This is a genomic window from Neomoorella carbonis, from assembly GCF_045278715.1.
Classification (GTDB): domain Bacteria; phylum Bacillota; class DSM-521; order Neomoorellales; family Neomoorellaceae; genus Neomoorella; species Neomoorella carbonis.
The window spans coordinates 1327503-1347765 of record NZ_CP136420.1; the positions used below are offsets into that span (position 1 = coordinate 1327503).

The window sequence follows — 20263 nt, forward strand, 5'->3', positions numbered from 1 at the left end:
CCCTGAAAAAGAGAGGACCAGCGTTAAGACAATACGCCGGTACCTCTCTCTTTTACCGCGCATATTCCTACAGGTATCAACGTATTCCTGTAACGCTGCTATATGGAGTTCCTCCCCAATAAGCTTCGACGTTGTTGATAAAAGTCCTACCTGGTTTTAAACATCTTGACAAAAGAATCACAGTAAACCGTCTGGTTGAGCAAAATTTCTGCAGCTGCCGCTGTTTCCATGAGGGCTTCGTCGCAAGCATCGGCTATAGCGGCATCCAGGCCGCAGGCCATGGCCATGGCCAGGAAAGTCCGGTTGATAAGGGGCCGGTTCTGGCAGTTCTGGGACACGTTGCTCAATCCCAGTACGGTCCGGGGAGCCGGGTCGGCCAGCATTTTAATCTGCTGCAGGGTCTTTAAAACTTCAGGAGCGTGATCCTGGGCGACGTTGGCCGGGAGAATCAAGGGGTCTATATACAGGTCATCCATGGGCAGGCCGAATTCATCGGCAGCAGCTACCAGTTCCATGGCAAAGGCCAGGCGGGTATCGCTGTCCTTGGGAATGCCGGTTTTATTCATGGTGAGGCCGATGAGGGCCGCACCGTGCTCAACGGCCAGGGGGAACAATTTTTCTATTTTTTCCCGTTCGGCATTGGTGGAGTTGATGATAACCCTGTTCCTGGCTTTTTTCAAACCCGCTTCGATGGCCGCGATATTGGTGGAATCCAGGCACAGGGGCAGGCTGCTGACTTCCTGGGTAACCTCTACCAGCCATTCCATGGCACTAACCTTATCCTGGACGGCCGGCCCGACATTGAGATCCAGGGCGCGGGCGCCGCCTTCTTCCTGGCGCCGGGCCCACTCTTGTACAGGAGCCGGGTCCCGTTCCTGGATGGCTCTTTTAATGTCGTTGAACATGCCGTTAATCCTTTCGCCAATGATAAGCATGCTTTAGACCTCCTTTTTACTTTATTAATAAGCGTTGCTGGCCATTAGCTGGTCGATATTTTCCTTCACTTTGGCCACGGCTTGCGGGTGGCGCATGAGGAGAATGTGGGCGCCGGCCTGGAGGAGGGCGGTGGCGGTAACGGCTTCCCAGAGGATGCCACGCTCCACCTCTTTACCCCAGCCGGGGTATTCGCTGACCGGAGCTACAGCTTCCTTGGCGCGCCAGGCCTCAGAACCCACCGTACAGATGACCGGCATGGAGAGCATTTTATCGCCCTGGAGGGCGCCCAGGCGGATGCGCTCCATAATGGAGTAGGCGTATTCTATCCCGTAACCCAGGCCGCCAATGGATGGGTCGATAACGATGCGGTCCAGACCCAGATTCATTTCGTTGATGAGGATGTTGAGCTGCTTGCAGATATTGATATCCAGGGGTGAACGGGCAATAATGTTGTGCTTGTGTACCATGCAGGCCGCCGTCAGGGATTTGTAGTTGTCCTGCTCGGCGTTACCCAGGAGCAGGTTTTCCCCTGCTGCCGCTTCGGCCACTGCCTCCAGGACGTCGTGGTCTTTCTCCACGTCGCCGCAGCCGACGACAATCAGCGGCACGCCGACCGCCTGCAGGACTTCCTTGACGGTAGCCACACACTGGTCTACCGTGCGGTTGGCTCCCTCGGGATCGGCACCGTCGAGTTTCAGGTAAATCAGGTCGGCGCCGTATGCAGCTACGCATTTTTGCGCCCAGCGGCCGGGCTCATTGATTACATCATTAAAGGGATCCTTCAAAACATCCGGCCAGTCGGGAACGATATCCTGGACTTCCATGGCAATAACGGGGCGGCTAACCTCGCCTTCAAAATGGTGGAAGGGAAGGGCGGCATCGCCGCCGACCACAACGGTGTGGCTCCGGGTACCGCCCTGCTCTTTGGTGGCACCCAGGACAACTTTTTGTACCGTGGCACGGCTGCGCTCACGTAAAATCTGGACGGCCATGAAAAACACTCCTTCCGTATAAATAGTTAAATACGGCACCTGCTAAGAATGGTATTGACTGCCTGCACGGCCGGGGCATCTGCCGGTAGGTCAAAAAGGGGTTTACCGTAGGTGTCAAAAGCGACGACCTGTTCATCATAGGGAATAGTCCCGGCCAGGGGCAATCCTGTCCGCTCCATCTCTTCCCGGAGGGGACCAGGATCACCGGTAGTTTTGGTTACAACAAGGTACATATGGGGAATAGCCAGCTGCAGTTCCCGGACCAGTTCCCGTACCCTCCCGGCGGAACGAATCCCTCGCACCGAGGCGTCGCTGATGACGAAAAGAACCCCTACATTTTGGATAACCCGCCGGCTGATATGCTCCAGGCCGGCTTCACTGTCAATGACCATATAGTCATAGTTGGTGCTTAAAGTTTCCAGGTGCTTGCGCAGGAGGTCATTGGGATAACAGTAACAGCCCGGCCCCTGGGGCCGGCCCATGGTTAACAGGTCAAAGCTTCTAGTTTCTACCAGGGCCTGGGCCAGCTGGTATTGGATGAACATATCCTTGCTCATGCCAGCGGGGATGGCCCGCGGATTTTTGGTGGCATCGAGGATATCGGCAATAACGGTGTCGACTTTAACGCCGAGAGCCTCGTTTAAATTGGCGTTGGGGTCGGCATCGACGGCCAGGATGCTCCCCTTATGGTTCAAAACCAGATAGCGTATCAACAGGGCGGCAAAGGTTGTCTTCCCGGTACCTCCTTTACCGGCGACGGCAATATGGCTGGCCACCTAGTCCTCCCTCCTTTCCAGGCTGGTTTCTCCGGTTACAGAGGGAAAGAGTTCCAGCCGGGTATGGGGCAGGAACAGGGCCGAGACAAATTCCTCCATAAAGAGGTTGCCGGCGGAAAGCTCCAGATAGGTCATCTTGTGGCCCAGTTCCAGGGCTTCTTGCCAGGCCGGCCGGGAAAGGAGGGCCAGCTCGGCACCCTTGAGGGAAGTGTTGCCGGCAAAAATGTATTTTTCCGCCGGCAAATCGGGTAAGAGGCCGATTTCGACCGCATTGGGAACGTGCAGGTAATTGCCGAAACCGCCGGCAATGATGATCCTGTCGACTGCTTCCAGGTCCAGGGAAACGGTCTTTAACAGGCTCTGGATACCGGCAAAGACGGCTCCCTTGGAGCGGATGAGATTTTTGATGTCGGCGGCGGTAATGACGATATCCTTGCCGTGGCTGCTTTCTGCCGCCCAGGCCAGCACAAACTCATAGCCTTCATCGGTACGCCTCAACCTGGGCGTGGCTACTTCCTGGAAGTTACCCGTCCGGTCGATGACGCCGGCCCGCCTGAGTTTCGCCAGGCAGTCGATTAAACCGCTGCCGCACAGGCCGGCCGGGCGGCCGCCGCCGATTACCTCCAGCTCGACTTCAAAGGTTTCCGGGTCGATGGTTACTCCTTCAACCGCTCCTTCCATAGCCCGCATACCGTAAGTGATACCGCTGCCTTCAAAGGCCGGCCCCGCCGAACAGGCACAAGCGATGAGCCATTCTTTATTCCCCAGGACCATTTCCCCGTTGGTGCCGATGTCAATGAAGAGGGTCAGTTCTTCTCCCCTGGCAAGGCGGGTAAAGAGGACGCCCGCGACAATATCGCCGCCCACATAGCTGGCAACGCTGGGGAAGACCTGGACCGCAGCCAGAGGGTTAATGTCCAGCCCGATTTCCCCGGCAGTGAGGGCGGGCCACTCGGTAGCAGCGGGGATATATGGTTGCAGGCGGATATACTTGGGATTTACGCCCAGTAGCAGGTGGCTCATGGTGGTGTTGCCGGCAATGGCCGCCGCCGTCACCTCCGCCGGGTCAATCCCGTAGTTGGCCAGTAAAGAATTACTGATCTCATTAATGGTGGCCAGGGCCGCCCGGCGCAGTTCTTCCAGGCCTCCGGGACTGCTGGTGGCATGGATGATGCGGGATATGACATCATCACCATACGCCGCCTGGCGGTTATAACTTCCGCCCTGGCCAATCCTCCGGCCGCTGCGCAGGTCCAGGAGGGAGACGACTACCGTCGTGGTACCCAGGTCGACGGCCAGGCCGAAGCTCCTGCCTGATCCGGCAGGGGTAATCCGCAAGAGACGATTGTCAGCCCTGACCAGGGTGACATCAACGTGCCAGCCGGCCTGGCGCAAGCTCTCCGGCAAATCCTGGAGCAGGGCCAAGCTTACCTTCCCTTCCATTCCTTTTTCCCTGCGCAAAGCCGCCAGCAGGCGGCTGGCATCGCTGGTGTTTTCCGTCAGGGTAGGCTCGGAGAGATGCAGGGTTACGACTTCACAGGCAGCCTCCAGGGGATAGGAACCCGGTAAATCAGCTAGACCGTCCTGCAGCCGCCCCTTATCCTGGAGGAGCACCTGATGTTTGCCGAGAAGGGATTCTGCCGGAATCTCGATGGCCACATCGCCCTGGATGATGGTTTGGCAGGCCAGGGTATAACCTTCTTCCTTCAATGCGGCCGGCAGGTGTCCTCCTTTTAACTGAACTTCTCCCCGGCAAATTTTAATGATACAGCGGCCGCAGGTACCGGCACCGCCGCAAGTACTTTTCAAGGGGAGGCCGGCCTTCTGGGCCGCCTCCAGGACGGTGGTGCCTGCCGTTACCAGAACAGTGATATCGGCGGGTAAAAAAGTAACGGAACACTGATTCACGGGCTTCTTCCCCTTCTTATAAATAGAGATGATTTAGGACGCTAAATTGGCCCGGGCAAAAGCCACGATACCGCTGGCTTCCCGGGGTCCTACCAGTACCTCCCAGCCGGTCAGGTCTTCCAGCTTGCCCTTCAGGACGGCCACTGCTCCGGGAATAATAATCCGGCGATGCTTGACTTTATTTTCGAGACCAACTTTTTTCATGACGCTGGCAATCTTTTCAGCCTCAAACTTACCGTCGGCATAGGCCGTCAGCACGGACAGGCCATCGGTATCGACGGACAGCAGGTAACTGGGTATCTTGGTGCTTTCAATTTCTCCTTCTACCGAGTAATAGGTCAGGGAGAAGTTGGTGGTCACATAAACCGGTGAATTCTCATTAACGGCTCCTATTTCATTGAGTTTCTCCTCTACCCGGATAGGTACCTGCGGGTCGGTATAGAGATTCTGGCGCCAGGACAGCAGGGGCAACAGGTGTTCTTTGGCGGCGGTACGCAAGACTACCAGGCTGGCATACTTGCTGATATAGTTTGTAGCCTGGAGGATTTCCGCCAGGGGATCGCCTGCCGTCGTCAGGGCAATAATGGGATAGCCGAAAGAGCGGAAGCGTTTTTTAATGGCCAGGCGGCGGATCTGGGTAAAGTCGGCAACGGCGCGGGAAGTTTCCCGGGCTCCGGGGTCGAGGACCAGCTGCTTGTGGCCCAGGGCGACGATTTTGTCCACTAAGCCGGCCAGTTCTTCCAGGCCGTTGCCGTATACCGCCAGGGGGCAATTAAACTCTTTTGCCAGGGCAGTCATGGCCTCGTAATTGGCAGCAGTGGCCGCATATAACAGGGGCTTGCGGTCGGCTATTCCCGCCAGGGCAGGTTTTATCACAGCGGCATCGTCAGCCATGAGAATAAGGTTTAACGGGGTGGCGGCAGCAACCCGAGCTACTGTTGCCTGAAAAGCGGCCGGGTCATCAGCATCGTGGCGGATGGCAATGGCCTGGATGGTATAATGCTGCCCCACCCGGTCAAACTGCAGCTCATTAATAGCAGCAACTTTAGCCGTTAACTCTTCGGTGCTGAGGTTATCGCTTACCTGGATGGCAATGGCCGTTTCATGATAGAAGCGCTTATCGTGGCGGAAGAGTTCGGTCTCATCCCCCATTTCTACTGCTGCCGTACCTGTGCCCAGGATCACCTTGGCAATGGGCGGGGCCGCGGCGGCATTAAGGGCCTCCCGGGCGGCTTCGGAAACGTAGGGACAAGAGTCCAGGCTGGCTTTACCGGCAGCCAGGTTCATGGCAAAGGCCAGGCAGGTAGGCGTACCGCATTCGCCACAGTTCTTTTTAGGCAGCTGCTTGTAAATTTCCAATCCCGTTAAAGCCATAACTGTTAACTCCTTTCCTTCAAGATTTAAATATTCCGGGCCGGGTATATACAACGAACAGGCATATACCCGGCCTTACCAGCAACAGGGGGTGGAGCCTACATGATGGGATCCATGCTCAGGGCCGGATGGCCCACCTCTTCCAGGTAGGGCAGGATTTCATCAACGGTGGTGCCTATGGTTTCATCGGCAATTTTATCGATAAAGTCCTCGCCCAGGCCTTCTTCGATGCTGCGCCGTACCAGATCTTCACGGAGGAAGTCCTTCAAAGCTTTGGGCATCCAGACAATGCGGGCGATACCGCCGTCGGCCTTAATAAATTTTTTGCTGACAATATAGGTGCGGCCGATGCCCATAAAGCCGGGGGTCTGGACGCCGCCGCCGATCATACCGGCCAGGGTGGAGAAGGTCATCCCGGAAGGGGTCATACCGGGGTGGTCCCGTGTGGTAATCATAATACCATTACATTCGGGTACAATGGCCATGATGGCCTCGAAACAACCGCAAGAGGTCATGGGGTTCTCCATAAGGGTGTACAGGCAAACCTGTTCCAGGTTGCGGTTGGAAGCCGTGTAGAGGTAGTCGTTGACGCTCTTCCAGATGCCTTTAACGGGATCAATCTCCCCTTGTTTAGGTATGGGCTGGTTGGGCCCGGCATGGTTGATTTCATAAGAAGCCTTGGCGTCCAGCCAGCTGACAGCGCCGCACAGGCCTACCCGCTCGGGGGTGACAATACAGACATGATTGGGGGCAAAGGACTGGCACAGAACGCAGGAATAGAAAGTATCCACCGACTCGTCGGTCAGACCGCGCATACGGTCGTCGCGCTCTTTATATTTCTCCCGGGCAATGGCCAGGTACTCTTTCACTTTTGCTTCATCGGTAATGATGGTTACCTGGACGCGGTCAACAATGGCCGGGAATTCTTCTTTCATTTTCGCCACCAGGATTTCTCCATAGTGCTTGAATCGGAACCCTTTGGCCACGGCATCTTTGCTCACCCGCAGCCAGTTGATGGCGCGCTGGCCGGTGTGCCACAGGCCTTCACCGTAGTTAATGAAGTCATGGATTCTCCGTTCCAGGACCCCTTCAAAATCGGCCTGCATTTTACGGCCGTAAATATCCACCAGGATACCCAGGGGTAAAGTGCTGCCCTCCGGCACCTGGTCAATATCCGGGCCGACAAGCTCGATCTTACCGTCGGTAATCTCCGCCTCGGAAACGGTACGTACCAGTTCAAAGGCCGGGCTCCGGTTGCCGCCCATTTCGACATACATATCGTTCTTACGGATACTCTCCCCTTCAAAGGCCGGGCCGAAGTTGATGGGCAGGTCGAGCTTGATCTTGGTCAGCTTGATACCCCGGGTCTCCATAGCTATCTGGACTATTTTATCATAGTCTTCGACGCTGAAGAACCAGTCGGGAATCTGCTTGTCTTCCGGCAGGGGTTGGTCGGTGATCACCGGGAAGCCGGTGAAAATGGCCCCGAAGGCGGCGGCCGTTTTGACCATGTCGTGCTCGCCCAGGTAAAGGACGAAAGCGCGGATGCGGCGCCGCTGGTAGTCGCGCTGCTCATCGCGCAGGCCCGGCGTTACGCCGCCGAACATCATCCCGGCCCGCAGGGCGTAGTTGGCGGCGTGGACGATCTGGGTGAAATTGCCCAGGGGGTAGGCGATGTAGTCTATACCCAGCTTGACGTTTTCCTCCAGCAGCTGTTCTACCGCCTCATCACAGATGAAAAGCATAAAGCCCATACCCATGAGGTCTTTGACGATCTTCGCCAGAGCTTTGGAATCCCTGGCCCGGCCCATGATAATGGCTTCTCCGGGAATGGTCCAGTCTACCATTTTGATACCAAAACGGCGGACGACCGGGTCGCCGATAAAGCCAGTCCAGGGTTCGGGTAAGAGGGGCTCTCCCGGCTTGTATTTCAAGTAACGCAGGGCTTCGATAATTTCGGCGGCATACCAGGTGGCTTCTCCCGCCAGGCGGGCATTGGCAAAATTAAGCACCGGGCTTATTTGCGCCCGCTTGCGGTTGAGGATGGGCGGCAGGTCGCCGAGTTTCTTTACTTCTTCCCCGCTGTAGCAACGAATAACCGGTAAATAATAGGCGGTATCCGGATAACCGACGGGATGGTCGGGACCGTAGGTCCGGATGGCCTGGTTTAAAAGGATTTCCGCATAGCTGGTGGCTGTAATGGCGCCGTGATAAACTTCGCGGAAAAGGGCTACAGGTTCTTTGCCTTCGGGAATGGCACCTTCAAAGATCTTGTCGAAATCAGTCATGGCCTGACCCCCCTTTAGTAACCCTGGCAGAGTTTGGTTTCATAACGCTCAGCAACATTTTTGTGCACGCCCAGCTTCCAGGTGCGATACTCCAGGGCGTCGAGGATCTTCCGGGCAGCTACGTGGGGATCCATTTCAAACATAAAGTAACCGCCGTAAACGTCGCTGGCAATCTGGGTGAGGATACTGTAGATCAGGTCGCTGCCTTCCACCGGCGGCATGGTGCCGACGTGAGTCGGTACACCCAGGGATACCCACCAGGTGCCGATGGCTACCGCTTTGCCGCTCATGGCTTCCGGGGCCGAGGCGACGAAGGGAACTTTCGGGGTATCGACGCCCAGGTCGTTGGCCATGGCCATTAAGAGGTCGGCGGCCCGGGAGTTATCCACGCAGGAACCCATGTGGAAAACAGGCGGCAGGCCGATTTCAATATTGGCTCCCTGGCTGAGGCGGTTGAGGAAAGCTTTTAGGCCATCGCCACAATAGGTTTCTACATTGGCCGGGTCCATTAAACCGGCTTTGGCCGCTCCCTGGGCCGAACACCCGGTAGCGATGACGAAGACGTTATTCTTCAACAACTCTTTCATAACAACCAGGTGCGAGTTATCCTGGAACCCTTTCAGGTTATTACAACCGCAGATAAGCGCCACCCCGGCCAGCTCGCCGTCAAGGATGGCTTTATTGAGCACGCGGATGGGATTTTCAGCATCCTGGGTAGCCAAAAGCTGCCGCAGAGCTTCCAGGCTCCAGCCGGCGACTACCCTGTTTTTGATTTGCGGAATGAAAACCGGCCGGTTGCTTTCTTTACGCTCTTTGAAGGCTTCAATGGCCATGCGAATGGCGGTTTTGGCATTATCCAGGGCTGTAGCCGTCTGGTAGTCGAGGTGATAGGCCCCAGGGATCTTGGCGTTGTCGGCAGTGGTAATAATCCGGGTGTGATAACACTCGGCCACGGTGCTGATGGAAGGCATAATACACTGGACGTCGACGCACATGGCGTCAATGGCTCCTGTGCAGATGGCCAGTTCCTGGGAGGCAAAGGAGGTGACCAAAGGTATACCCTGGCGCATCAAAACTTCATTGCCGGTACAGCAAATACCCACCAGATTAATACCTTGAGCCCCGGCAGCCCTGGCCTCTCCTTCCAATTCCCGGGCGGCCTGGACGATAATTTCACTAAGTAAGGGGTTATGGCCGTGGAGGACAAAATTAACCTTATCCGAGTCCAGGACGCCCATGTTGGCTTCACTGACTACCGGCTGGGGAGTACCAAAAAGGATATCGGAAAAATCGGTGGCAATATGTTCACCGGTATAATCGGCCAGGGCGACGCGGATAGCACTGAAGACCAGGTTCACGGGGTCGTTATCCATACCCATATGTGCCTGGTTGACCAGTTCGGAAATGGAGGCATGGATACCATAGGGTACGACATTGTGGGTGCGGAATTTTTCCCGGCGGCCTTCGGTTATAGTTGTCATCAGCCAGGTGGCTTCGCCTTCGCCCTTCAGGCGGCGAAAATCCTCCAGGGCTTTCTCGCCCACTTCCTGGGCGAGTTCCATAACGCTTTTGCCTTCTACGTCAATACCTACGCGCCGGCAGACTTCTTTAAGTTTAGCTTCATCCTTCACGGTATAATCCGGTGCCTTCCCGGCAGCCATTTCTACCAGGGCATGGGCAATATGATTGCCGTGCTCGCTGTGGGCGGCAGATCCCGTCAGGATCATTAACCCAACGTTACGGGCAACGATGGTCCAGGCTGAAGCGCCGCAAATACCGCGACTACCGGGACCATCGGCGGCCTTGATACGGCAGGGGCCGGCCAGGCAAAACCGGCAGCATATACCTTCATACCCGATTTTACACTGGGGCTGCTGGGCGACAAAGCGATCAAAGGCGGTTATTACCCTGTCGTCCCTGCTTTTAGCCAGCATCTCCAGGACTGCCGGGTCGACGGTACGGTCCCTGTTTTTGGGTTCCATGACCCGCGGGGCTTCTGAAGGCCTGCAAGTGTGGGTAAGATCGCGGAACCGGGGCATATTACCTACCTCCTTGGTCTTTACTTTCTTTTAGTGCTAAGGAGAACTCCGGTTCTCCTGCATATGCCCAGGCAATATTCAGTCAGCTTAGCACCCTGGCAGCCAGCTCAGCTATACCTGCGGCGGTAAAAGACTGCTCACCGGCAAAGCCGGCAGCCTGGTCTAAAATTTCTGTTTGGAAAGGAATCAGGCCGATGACATCGCCTGGCGGCAGGTGGTTGAGGATAAATTCTTCATCCTTGGATTGACGCAATTTATTGCCCACAAATTTTATTCGCTTAATACCAAGTTCAGCGGCCAGTTTTTGGACGACCCGGGCGGTCTGGACGCTGACCAGGGTGGGCTCGGTAACAATCAGCATCAGATCTACCCCCCGGGCCGTACCCCGGGTCAGGTGCTCGATGCCCGCCCCCATATCCAGGACCACCATTTCCCGGTGTTTTAGGATTAGGGCATTAACCATGGCATTTAAGACGGCATTTTCCCGGCAATAGCAGGTCGATCCCCCGGGCTTGATGGCTCCCATTTTCAGAAAAAGGATATTTCCGTTCCTTATGGTATAATCCTGGAGCAGGCTATCTACTTCCGGGTTTAGAGAAAAGAAGGCGCCGCTGCCGCCGGTGCGTTCGGCAATCAATTCTCGCATCTCCACGATAGGTTTAATGGTACCGAGCCTTTCCTCGGGGAGCCCCAGAACCATACCCAGGCTGGTATCGGGATCGGCATCGACGGCATATACCTGGTAACCCTGCCGGGCAAAATATTTAATTAAGCCGGCAGCAATGGTAGTTTTGCCGACACCACCTTTCCCGGAAATGGCCAGCTTCACTTGAACACCTCCTTGGTTCATAAAAATGGACATACATTTTTTCGGTTACATTAGTGAACTTCTACACAAAGTCCGTTTTTCCTTCTCACCTTTCCTTGAGTTACTTGTTAATTTTTGCTCTTTTCTCATCCCGCGCAACAAATCATTCAACTTGCCCTTTTTCCCTTCAATCCCCTGTATTACTCACTTGGCCAATATTATAGACCATTTAATTTAAAAATGGAATAATTTTTATCATTTAAGGAATGCACTCACAATATAAAGCCTGCTGTTATATATTGACTTTAATCATAACGGCAGACCTAATTTGTGTCAATAGTTTGAGGGCTCTATGTCAATAGTTGTGGGATTAAATTTTGGGGGCAACATCCCAGGAAAATTTTTTTGATGAAATGATTACGATTCCTAAAACCAAAACTTAAGCGTTTGAGCATTTTACTTAAAGTATTCTTGCCTTCTATATAACCATTGGTGTACCGGCGGCCTTGCTGGGTGTATCTAACCAGGTTTAATATTTCTGACCTCCAGGACTTAATAGTACGAGCCCATACCCGTCCCTCTAGATTTGCAGCGCATTCTGCATTTATAAGCCAACGGCTTAAGACAATTTCTGCCTCTTCAACCCGGTCCATCTTTATGATTTGTCTTAAATCTTCTTTTAGCTGGTACAGTTCATAGAGGGACGGGTATTTATTCTTAATTTCTTCTAGCTGCTGTTGTTGTCTGGGAGTAAGTTTTTCTTTAGCCTTGAGCAAGGGTAGGCGAGGTATATTCTCCTTGCCTGCTTCTTGCTCTATCTTGCGTGCTTCATTTAAGCGACGGTTGGCATCCTGAATTACATGGAAAGGGTCTACTATTATCCTAGCTGAAGGAAAGATTGCTTTTATTAACTTGCGCCAGGAGTCTTTCATGTCAATTACTACTGCTTCTACTTTAACCCCGGCTTTTTTGAGCCCCTCCAGGTAAGCCTTTATAGTTGCTTTCCTGTCATCACCCAAAATCGTCAAAGGCCTCTTATCCGGTTCCAGGCGCCCTACTACGCATACATAATCATTCCCGCTAAAGGACAGTTCATCTAAGGTTAAGACTATGGGCTCTTGAGTATCATCTGCTGGAAGACCGGACTGGATATACTTGTCTAGTAATCTTATAACCCTATTAGGAGTAAGGTGTAATATTCGGGCTGCATAGGTAAAGCTCATCCTCTGGGCATAATACACTACTGTCTGCACTCCTAGTTTTGTAAATCTGGCCCAGGGGATGGTATTCGGAGGACGAAGGGTAAAAGTCTTATGACAATGGTAACACTTATACCGTACAGGAACCCAGGATAAAAAAATCCATCTCCCGTATAAAAAAGCGTGACGAATTTTCCTTTCTTGGGGCTTCCGGTTCTTCTTTAAAATGCCGTGCTTATGTAATTTGCCTTTGTTACATGCAGGGCATAATGCTGGCGGGTCTAGCGTCACCCTTAACACAATATCTTTACGTTCCTGCTGTTCTCCTAAAATGGACGGGAGTATTTTATCAAAATTCTCTTGTCCATTGAGGGTGATCGTGCTATTCTTATTCATGGGGGCACTCCTTTCCTGTTGGGGTTTTGTTTGCTAATATTGATTTGGATGTGCCCCCATCTTTTTCCTCCTTTAGCTCCTAATAAAATCTCTTCTCCTCTGTCCTTCCATATCTACCTATCCCTTCCCACACTTTTTATTATAGAGCCTAGTTTGAGGCAATAACAATTCATTATAGAAATTGTACTATAATAGGCTGGCCAGGTTATATTTTGGAAGGGTAACAAAAAAGCTCCGTAAAGGAGCCTAAGGGGTAGGGGTATCTTTTTTGGTGAAGGAATCTTTGGCACCGCATTCTGGGCACTTGCGTGGTTTGCAACGGGCATCCTTTTCATAACCGCACTGGGTGCATTGCCAAACTGCCACAACCTGTACCTGCCTTTCTAATAATAGTTACTGATAAGATTATAAACTGTATATATCTGCCTGTCAAGGTATAGTTGGCCCGTGGTAAGCTCATAAAATGGCGGCCTCCGTAGCCTTGACTTGGTATACCCGGTGTGAAATAATATGATTATCTGCCTATTTGCCGTCAGGGAGGCTTTGGTCATGTCCACTCAGAGTACTACCCTTCCCCTTCCCCATCCCCATCCCCGGCGCTGGCTCATCCTTTTTGCCGTCATGACTGCCGGTATAATGGGGCCTATTGATGGCAGCGTAGTAAATGTCGCCCTGCCGACGATTAGCAGGGTTTTTAATGTCGATTTAAATACAGTAGGCTGGGTGGCCATGGTTTATCTTTTAGTTTTAGGAAGTTTGATTTTGACCTACGGCCGCCTTGGTGATATGTATGGATTTCGCCGGGTGCTTTTAACAGGGATCGCTATTTTTACAGCAGCTTCCGGAATCTGCGCCCTCGCCCCCAATATCTGGGTCTTGATTGCCTTCCGGGCCGTCCAGGCCATTGGTGCCGGCATGTTTATGGCTATGGGGCCAGCCATTATAACGTCGGTTTTCCCTCCTAATGAACGGGGGCGTGCCCTGGGGACCAACGGCATGATTATTGCCACCGGCCTGGCCCTGGGACCGACCCTGGGCGGTTTTCTAGTCACTGTAGCCGGGTGGCAGGCCATCTTTACCATTAATATTCCCATTGGTATCATAAGTTATATCTTATGCCGTCAAGTAGTACCTGCAACGAAAGATTTGCAGCCGCAGCGCTTTGATTTAAGCGGTGCGGCCCTGGGTTTTACCTCTTTGAGCGCTTTCTTGCTGGTAGGCAGCTATGGCGAAGAATGGGGCTGGACTTCACCGATCACCTTAATATTGGGTGTTGTATTTTTAGCCGGTACCTGGGCTTTTATCCGCTGGGAGCGACGGGTTGAACAACCCATGCTCGATTTAACCCTGTTTCAAAATAAGGTGTTTACTGCTGCCAACTTTGCGGCCTTGATGAACTTCATGTCCCAGTATGCTGTTATATTTTTAATTCCCTTTTACCTGCAGCAAGTATTGAACTACAGTCCCGGGCAGGCTGGTTTGATTTTAACCGCTTCTCCCCTGGTGACGCTTTTAATTGCGCCTGTTAGCGGGGCCTTATCGGACCGCATGGGAACGCGCAGGCTGGCCTTTACAGGGCAGGCTATTGTCAGTATGACCCTCTTTCTGATGGCCGGTCTTAAAGTTACTTCCCAGGCCGTGGATATTATCTGGCGCTTATGCCTTTTTGGTTTGGGTACTGGTATCTTCCAGTCCCCCAATAATAGCGCCGTAATGGGCAGTGTCCCCCGCCATCGGCTGGGTATTGGCTCCGGCGTTCTCGCTACGGTCCGCAATGTAGGTATGGTGCTGGGGATAGCCGTTAGCAGCGGCGTCTTTACCTGGCAACGGCAGGCCAAGCTGGCAGTTCTGGGACCCGCCGGGACCACCCAGGCTTTTATGGCCGGGCTAAAGACGGCCTTCATTGTTGGGGCATGCCTGTCTGCCGCCGGTGCTCTGGCCTCCCTGGTAAGGAGCGATAATTTGCCCTCAAGGGAGTGCTAAGGTATTGCCTGCCGGTCACAAGCATGTTAAAATATGAATGCTGACGGGATGTAGCTCAGTTTGGCTAGAGCACCTGCTTTGGGAGCAGGGGGTCGCAGGTTCAAATCCTGTCATCCCGACCAGCGTTTTGTGCCAACGTAGCTCAGCCGGTAGAGCAACTGACTTGTAATCAGTAGGTCAGGGGTTCGAATCCCCTCGTTGGCTCCAGAAATTGTAATGCCTCCGGAGTTTACCCGGAGGCTTTCTGTTTGTTTATGCTTGGGTTACCGTCGCTGTAGCGATAACCTCATTGCCGAGGACATCAATTACTTGCACGGCAATGGTCCTTGGAAGTTCAGGTTCCAGGATGGCCGTAGCCTGTACAGGCAGGTTTGGTTCATTTTTGCCGTAATCCCTCCAGGCCTGCCACTGGCTTTTAAAAATCTGACCGTCGTAATTCCAGTCAACGGCCCAGTAATCGATAAGGAGAGCAAAGTTTTCTCTAGCTTTAGCCAATAAAGCCTCCCACTCGCCCTTTTTAATATATGCGTGGTTATCCTGGAGGCCGGGCAGGGCATAAGCCTTCAGGCCTACTGTTATCTGTACCTGACCACTGGCCAGCCTGGTTACCGCGGGTTTCCTTAAGCTCAGCTGGGGTCTGCTGTCTGATGCAGTTACGCCTGCAGTTCTGGTATGGGTCACGCATGGCGGCAGTTTGCTTTCGACCCGGTTGGACCTGATTGTTTCGATAAGAAAAGGACCGGCCCCTTCCGCCACCAGGCGCTTGCGCGTAACCTGGATTCCCACCTGGCCCAATTCGCAACCGAGCCAGCGCCGGCCCAACTTTTCAGCCACTACCAGGGTGGTACCGGAACCGCAAAAAAAATCAGCTACCAGATCCCCCGGGTTGGAGGAAGCCTTGATGATACGCCGGAGGAGGCTTTTATTTTTCTGGGTGGCGAAGCCGGTCTTTTCCTTGGAGAAACTCTTTATCTGGATAGAATCCAGGCTCTCTTCCCCTTTCAGTTGAAATTCTAAGGGATTAGCGTTCCATACATCTTCCATAGGGTAGCCTTTCCCCGTCGTTTGCTGGTTGCCGCGGCGCCGGTAATCAGGAGGGTAGGGTACGTATTCTTTGTTAAAGGTAAACTTCCCCGGGTTTTTGACATAGAAAAGCAGCGTGTCATGGTTGCGGACCCAGTTGCGTACAGCGCTCTTGTAGCCCGAAATCCAACCAATCCGCCAGATAATCTCCCGCTGGAAGGCGTCCGGGCCAAAGATCTCATCCATAATTACCTTTATATAATGACTGATGCTGGCATCCAGGTGGACATAGATACTGCCGTCTGGTGCCAGCAGCTTTTTCATGAGCTGGAGGCGGGGGTAGAGCATATCCAGGTAGGCATCTAAGCCCCCGGCCCAGGTATCCTGGTAGGCCGGGCGTTCGATGACCGGGACCTCCTGACCGTCTGCCGTGCCGGCAATGGGAACCCGGTGACTGTAATTGGCCTGGCTGAAAAAAGGAGGGTCGATGTAGATCAAGTTGATTTTACCCTCATACCCCCCGGCCAGGAGGGCGAGCATGGCCTGGAGGTTGTCACCGTAAATTAGGCGGTTGATAACTGGATTTCCTGCGGCGATTTTTTGTTGAGGCACGTTTTCCCGGCCTGATTGCGGTATGACCAGTTCTTGCGCCTGGAAAATAAATTCACCCGCCCGTGGTTCCCCCGCCGGTTTTGTCTCCCAGACCAGCCGGGCAGAACTTTGCTGGGGCAGGCGCCTGTTAGCCATGGTGACCTCCAACCTTATATTTTGGCTTTGTAACAGAGTGGCTCACAAGAGTAAATCCCTCACCGTGACTTTTTAACCGCCCCCGGCCGGCATCATGCTAGCTGCTTTCAGGCTCTCTTCCCGGATCTGCTCCAGGATGCGGGTTTTGAGTTCCAGGAAAACCCGGGAATTTTTGATTTCAATAGTCCGGGGCCTGGAAAGGGGAACGGGGATGCGCGCCTTGAGGCGGCCCGGACGGGCCGTCATGACATAAACAGTATCCCCTAAAAAGATAGCTTCTTCCACGTCATGGGTAACAAAAAGGATGGTCTTCCTGGTTTCTTCCCAGACCTTGAGAAGCAGTTCCTGCATGACCAGGCGGGTCTGGGCGTCCAGAGCGCCGAAAGGTTCGTCCATAAGGAGGATATCAGGATCGTTGGCCAGGGCCCGGGCAATGGCCACCCGCTGTTTCATACCGCCGGAGAGGCTTTTGGGAAAGGCATCGGCAAAGGCCGCCAGGCCGATTATATCCAGGTAGTGATCGACAATTTCCCGGCGCCGGTCAGCTTCTATCCCCTTCAGAGTGAGGCCAAACTCGATATTCTGGCGTACCGTCAGCCAGGGGAAGAGGGTATAGCTCTGGAAGACCATGCCCCGGTCCGGCCCCGGTCCCTGGATCAAACGTCCGTCTTTATATACCTGGCCGCTGCTGGCTTCTGCCAGGCCGGCAATAATGCGGAGCAGGGTGGATTTGCCGCATCCCGAAGGCCCCAGGATGGTAACGAACTCTCCTTCCTTAACCTCCAACGATATGCCTTCCAGAGCGGTAATCTTCTGGCGCTTAAAGTTAAATTCCCTGGTCAGGTTGACAACAGTTAGCTTGTTTCCGGATATCCCGGGTGCTGCGGCCAGTGCCATGGTTATACCTCCCTCTCCATCCAGGGGAATAAAAGGCGATTGAGGGCCTTAAATGCCATATCGCAGATAATCCCCAGGACGCCGATGGTTAAAATGCCCACGAACATATCAGGGGTACTCAGCTGCCGGCCGGCATTCATAATGAGGAAACCCAGGCCAGAATTGGCCGCCACCAGCTCGGCGACGATGACATAGGTCCAGGCCCACCCCAGGGTGACCCGCAGGGTATCCATTATCCCCGGCAGAGCTGCCGGCAATAAGACCCGCCGGAAGACCTCCAGCGGGCGCGCCCCCAGGGTATAGGCGGTATCAATCAGGTCCTGGGGAACGTTTTGGGTGACATCCATAATCATCAGGACAAGTTGGAAAAATATCCCTATAAAGACTACACCTATCTTCTGGGCTTCAAAAATGCTCAACCAGATTATGGTAAGAGGGATAAAGGCCGAAGCCGGCATATAACGAAAAAAGGCCAGCAAGGGCTCGAAAAAAGCCTCGGCTACCTTCAGGCTGCCCATAAGTATCCCCAGGGGGACGCCGACAGCCGCAGCCAGGAGAAATCCGGTAGTAACCCGGAAAAAGCTGATGCCAATATCGCTAATTAAACCGTTGGCCGCCAGGTCGACGGCCGCCCGGGCTACAGCACCGGGCGGCGGCAGATGGGAAGGCGGTAGCTGCCCCACCGTTACTCCCAGCTGCCAGAATAACAGGAGGAGGGCAAAGGCAGCCACGCTCAGGCTGAAATATAGTTTTCCCCGGCGGCCAGGATGCTGTCATAGCAGAGGCGGGCTAAACCCAGGGCTCCTTCCAGGGCCAGGTGAGGGGAGACTGCTGTGCTGGTAGCCCGGAGCTCGATATATTTGGCCAGGGTGTCCCCCATACCGGCGGCCAGGTAGCGCCAGGGGGCAGCGGCGATTATCTGGCTGTCTACCAGGACCAGGGAAGGGTTTGCGGCTTCATGGGATATGGCCAGGAAGTGCCCTTCCCGGTCATAGATAATAGCGATAGATGTAAAGGCGGCGCACGTAGCGGCGATAGTGGGCACCGTTACCAGGGGCACCCCTGCCTGCCAGGCAGCCCCCTTGGCGGTATCCAGGGCTTTGCCGCCGCCAACCCCCACCAGGAAGTCGGCGCCCTTTTCCTTAATTGCAGCCGCTACCATGGCTATATTCTCTGGGCAGCATTCACCCCCGTACCACACCTGCCCCACCGGCTCCACCCCGGCAGAAGCCATGGCCTCCCGCAGGGCCGGGGCTGCCGCCGCCAGGGCCCGGTGGCCTCCTACCAGGCAGGCCCTGGCGCCCAGGCTTTTCAAGGCCTGTCCGGCCGCCCCGATAACACCTGTACCCCGGCGGTAGTTCCCGGGGGCTATAATCCTTGCGAGCATCCTGTTCCTCCTGTTGATTTTGTCGCCAATGACGGCTCCTCACTCAATGATTCCTCTACTCTACCTCTCTATCACTTTACCATGAAAAAATTATATTCGCCGTTAAAAACGAGAATCCTGCTGGCAGGTAAGCACCGGTATTTGGGGGATGCAAATTGCCTCCCAAGGTTTATCGGTGACGGCCTTGCTTCCTATCCCTCTAAAGGTGTAGGATAGTTATTGTTTGGGGGGAGGTCTATGAAGCTCGTGTACATTAACCCGGAGACAGACCTGGACCTTCTGGCCGGCAGCCTGTGGGACGGTCAGAGTGAGGAATGCCGACAGCAGGTAGTTATCAGCATCCGCCGGGGCCGTATCGCCGCTGTACAATCACAGAAAATGGCTGTTACAGAAAAAAATGCCCCGCAGCTCAACCTTTCCGGAATGATGGTGTTACCCGGCTTGATCGATGCCCACGTCCATCTAGCCCTGGACGGCATCGATTTTCAGGCCTCACTGGCCCGCTGGCAGGACCCGCCGGCCCGGGAAGCGGCCCTGGCCCGGGCCCTGCGGGCATCCCTGGAGCATGGCCTGGTAGCTATAAGGGACGGCGGCGACCGGGAGGGTCTCAACCTCCAGGCGCGGGAGTGGGTCCGGACAGGCAAATACCCGGGTCCCCGGGTGGTGGCCACGGGGATGGCCGTTACGAAAAAAGGAAAATACGGTTCTTTTCTTGGTCCCGGTACCACCGACCCGGCCTCCATCAGGCAGTTGATTGCCGACCTGGTAAACCGCGACGTCGACCAGGTGAAAGTTGTGGTGTCCGGGCTGGTTACCTTCCGTCGTTACGGGGAGGTGGGCAGTCTGGAATTTGACGCCCTCGAACTGGTTACCGCCGTAAAGGAAGCCCACGCGTCCGGGCGGCGGGTGATGGCCCATGTCAACTCGGCCCCCGGCGTGGACCTGGCCCTGGCCGCCGGGGTGGACAGTATTGAACATGGCTATTTTCTTACAACGGCCCAGCTGGAAACCATGGCGGCCAGGGGTACATACTGTGTGCCGACTGTCGCCGCTATAGCCAACCGGCTTTCTGCCACCGTGAAAAAGTTCTACCCGGAGAGGGAAAAGGAAATTATACAGCGGACCCGGGAATCTCAGCAACAGATGATTGCTAGAGCTTACCAGCTCGGGGTGAAACTGGTCGTAGGCACCGATGCCGGTGCACCCGGTGTCTACCATGGGGAATCTTATGTGGACGAACTGCTCTACTGGCACCAGGCCGGCGTCCCGGCGGCGGCTGTCCTGCGGGCGGCTACGGTTACAGCTGCAGCTGCCCTGGGTCTGGACGGGGACCTGGGGCAAGTAAAACCCGGCTACCGGCCCTGCCTGATTGCCGTTCGGGGTAACCCCCTGGAGGATTTAAAGGTCCTGGCCCAACCGGAAATGGTTTTTATCGACTTTTAGCCATTTGGTCGCCGCACCTCTACCGGGGGCTCTTCCCGCCCAACTATCAGTTGTCCTTTTCCAGGGC

Annotated in this window: 16 protein-coding genes and 2 tRNA genes; 4 read left to right on the forward strand and 14 right to left on the reverse strand. The window is 54.5% G+C overall.

Translation table 11 applies throughout. The features are described 5' to 3' along the window. Positions 1-146: 146 nt before the first annotated feature. From MCACP_RS06845 to MCACP_RS06890, 10 genes are all read right to left on the reverse strand, one after another. Positions 147-935 carry a methyltetrahydrofolate cobalamin methyltransferase gene (locus MCACP_RS06845; protein ID WP_141264666.1) on the reverse strand — a complete coding sequence of 263 codons (789 nt, stop codon included), beginning with the start codon at positions 933-935 and terminating at the stop codon, positions 147-149. Between the two features lie 24 nt (positions 936-959). Next, on the reverse strand, positions 960-1928 hold the full coding sequence (locus tag MCACP_RS06850) for an acetyl-CoA decarbonylase/synthase complex subunit delta (RefSeq protein WP_406678588.1): 969 nt from the start codon (positions 1926-1928) through the stop codon (positions 960-962). A gap of 26 nt (positions 1929-1954) precedes the next feature. Continuing rightward, positions 1955-2704 (reverse strand): AAA family ATPase, encoded by a 750-nt coding sequence (locus tag MCACP_RS06855; RefSeq protein WP_406678589.1) that lies wholly within the window; start codon positions 2702-2704, stop codon positions 1955-1957. Continuing rightward, the gene (locus MCACP_RS06860; RefSeq protein ID WP_406678590.1) at positions 2705-4612 is read right to left on the reverse strand and encodes an ASKHA domain-containing protein; all 1908 of its coding nucleotides are present in this window, start codon (positions 4610-4612) and stop codon (positions 2705-2707) included. A 33-nt stretch (positions 4613-4645) separates the two neighbouring features. Further along, positions 4646-5986, reverse strand: a complete 1341-nt coding sequence (gene acsC, locus MCACP_RS06865) for an acetyl-CoA decarbonylase/synthase complex subunit gamma (RefSeq protein ID WP_406678591.1) — start codon at positions 5984-5986, stop codon at positions 4646-4648. 98 nt (positions 5987-6084) lie between these two features. Next, positions 6085-8274 carry an acetyl-CoA decarbonylase/synthase complex subunit alpha/beta gene (acsB, locus tag MCACP_RS06870; protein WP_406678592.1) on the reverse strand — a complete coding sequence of 730 codons (2190 nt, stop codon included), beginning with the start codon at positions 8272-8274 and terminating at the stop codon, positions 6085-6087. A 14-nt stretch (positions 8275-8288) separates the two neighbouring features. Continuing rightward, positions 8289-10313: an anaerobic carbon-monoxide dehydrogenase catalytic subunit gene (gene cooS, locus MCACP_RS06875; RefSeq protein ID WP_406678593.1), complete on the reverse strand. Its 2025-nt coding sequence runs from the start codon at positions 10311-10313 to the stop codon at positions 8289-8291. Between the two features lie 82 nt (positions 10314-10395). Continuing rightward, positions 10396-11142, reverse strand: a complete 747-nt coding sequence (locus MCACP_RS06880; RefSeq protein ID WP_406678594.1) for an AAA family ATPase — start codon at positions 11140-11142, stop codon at positions 10396-10398. Positions 11143-11471: 329 nt separating this feature from the next. Next, complete coding sequence (locus tag MCACP_RS06885; RefSeq protein WP_406676582.1) at positions 11472-12716, reverse strand: ISL3 family transposase; 1245 nt, start codon at positions 12714-12716, stop codon at positions 11472-11474. 246 nt (positions 12717-12962) lie between these two features. Further along, a complete protein-coding gene (locus MCACP_RS06890; RefSeq protein WP_406678595.1) occupies positions 12963-13082 on the reverse strand; it encodes an RCKP-type rubredoxin-like domain-containing protein in 120 nt (39 codons plus the stop codon). A gap of 183 nt (positions 13083-13265) precedes the next feature. Between MCACP_RS06890 and MCACP_RS06895 the strand changes: the two genes are divergently transcribed. The 3 genes from MCACP_RS06895 (at position 13266) to MCACP_RS06905 (ending at position 14906) form a co-directional block, all read left to right on the forward strand. Next, entirely contained in the window at positions 13266-14699 is a 1434-nt protein-coding gene (locus MCACP_RS06895; protein ID WP_406678596.1) for an MFS transporter, read from the forward strand. 44 nt (positions 14700-14743) lie between these two features. Next, a tRNA-Pro gene (locus MCACP_RS06900) sits at positions 14744-14821 on the forward strand. A 9-nt stretch (positions 14822-14830) separates the two neighbouring features. Then, positions 14831-14906, forward strand: a tRNA-Thr gene (locus tag MCACP_RS06905). A 45-nt stretch (positions 14907-14951) separates the two neighbouring features. On the opposite strand, the gene MCACP_RS06910 is transcribed toward MCACP_RS06905, so the two are convergent. The 4 genes from MCACP_RS06910 to MCACP_RS06925 all read right to left on the reverse strand — a co-directional run bounded on the left by MCACP_RS06910 (position 14952) and on the right by MCACP_RS06925 (position 18753). After that, positions 14952-16469 carry a site-specific DNA-methyltransferase gene (locus tag MCACP_RS06910; protein WP_406678597.1) on the reverse strand — a complete coding sequence of 506 codons (1518 nt, stop codon included), beginning with the start codon at positions 16467-16469 and terminating at the stop codon, positions 14952-14954. Between the two features lie 72 nt (positions 16470-16541). Beyond that, positions 16542-17366, reverse strand: coding sequence for an ABC transporter ATP-binding protein (locus tag MCACP_RS06915; RefSeq protein ID WP_406678598.1), 825 nt, complete (start codon positions 17364-17366; stop codon positions 16542-16544). Between the two features lie 2 nt (positions 17367-17368). Further along, positions 17369-18097 (reverse strand): ABC transporter permease, encoded by a 729-nt coding sequence (locus tag MCACP_RS06920; protein ID WP_406678599.1) that lies wholly within the window; start codon positions 18095-18097, stop codon positions 17369-17371. Between the two features lie 2 nt (positions 18098-18099). Beyond that, on the reverse strand, positions 18100-18753 hold the full coding sequence (locus tag MCACP_RS06925; RefSeq protein WP_406678600.1) for an iron-containing alcohol dehydrogenase: 654 nt from the start codon (positions 18751-18753) through the stop codon (positions 18100-18102). A gap of 237 nt (positions 18754-18990) precedes the next feature. On the opposite strand from MCACP_RS06925, the gene MCACP_RS06930 reads away from it, so the two are divergent. Continuing rightward, entirely contained in the window at positions 18991-20196 is a 1206-nt protein-coding gene (locus tag MCACP_RS06930) for an amidohydrolase family protein (protein ID WP_406678601.1), read from the forward strand. Positions 20197-20263 lie beyond the last annotated feature (67 nt).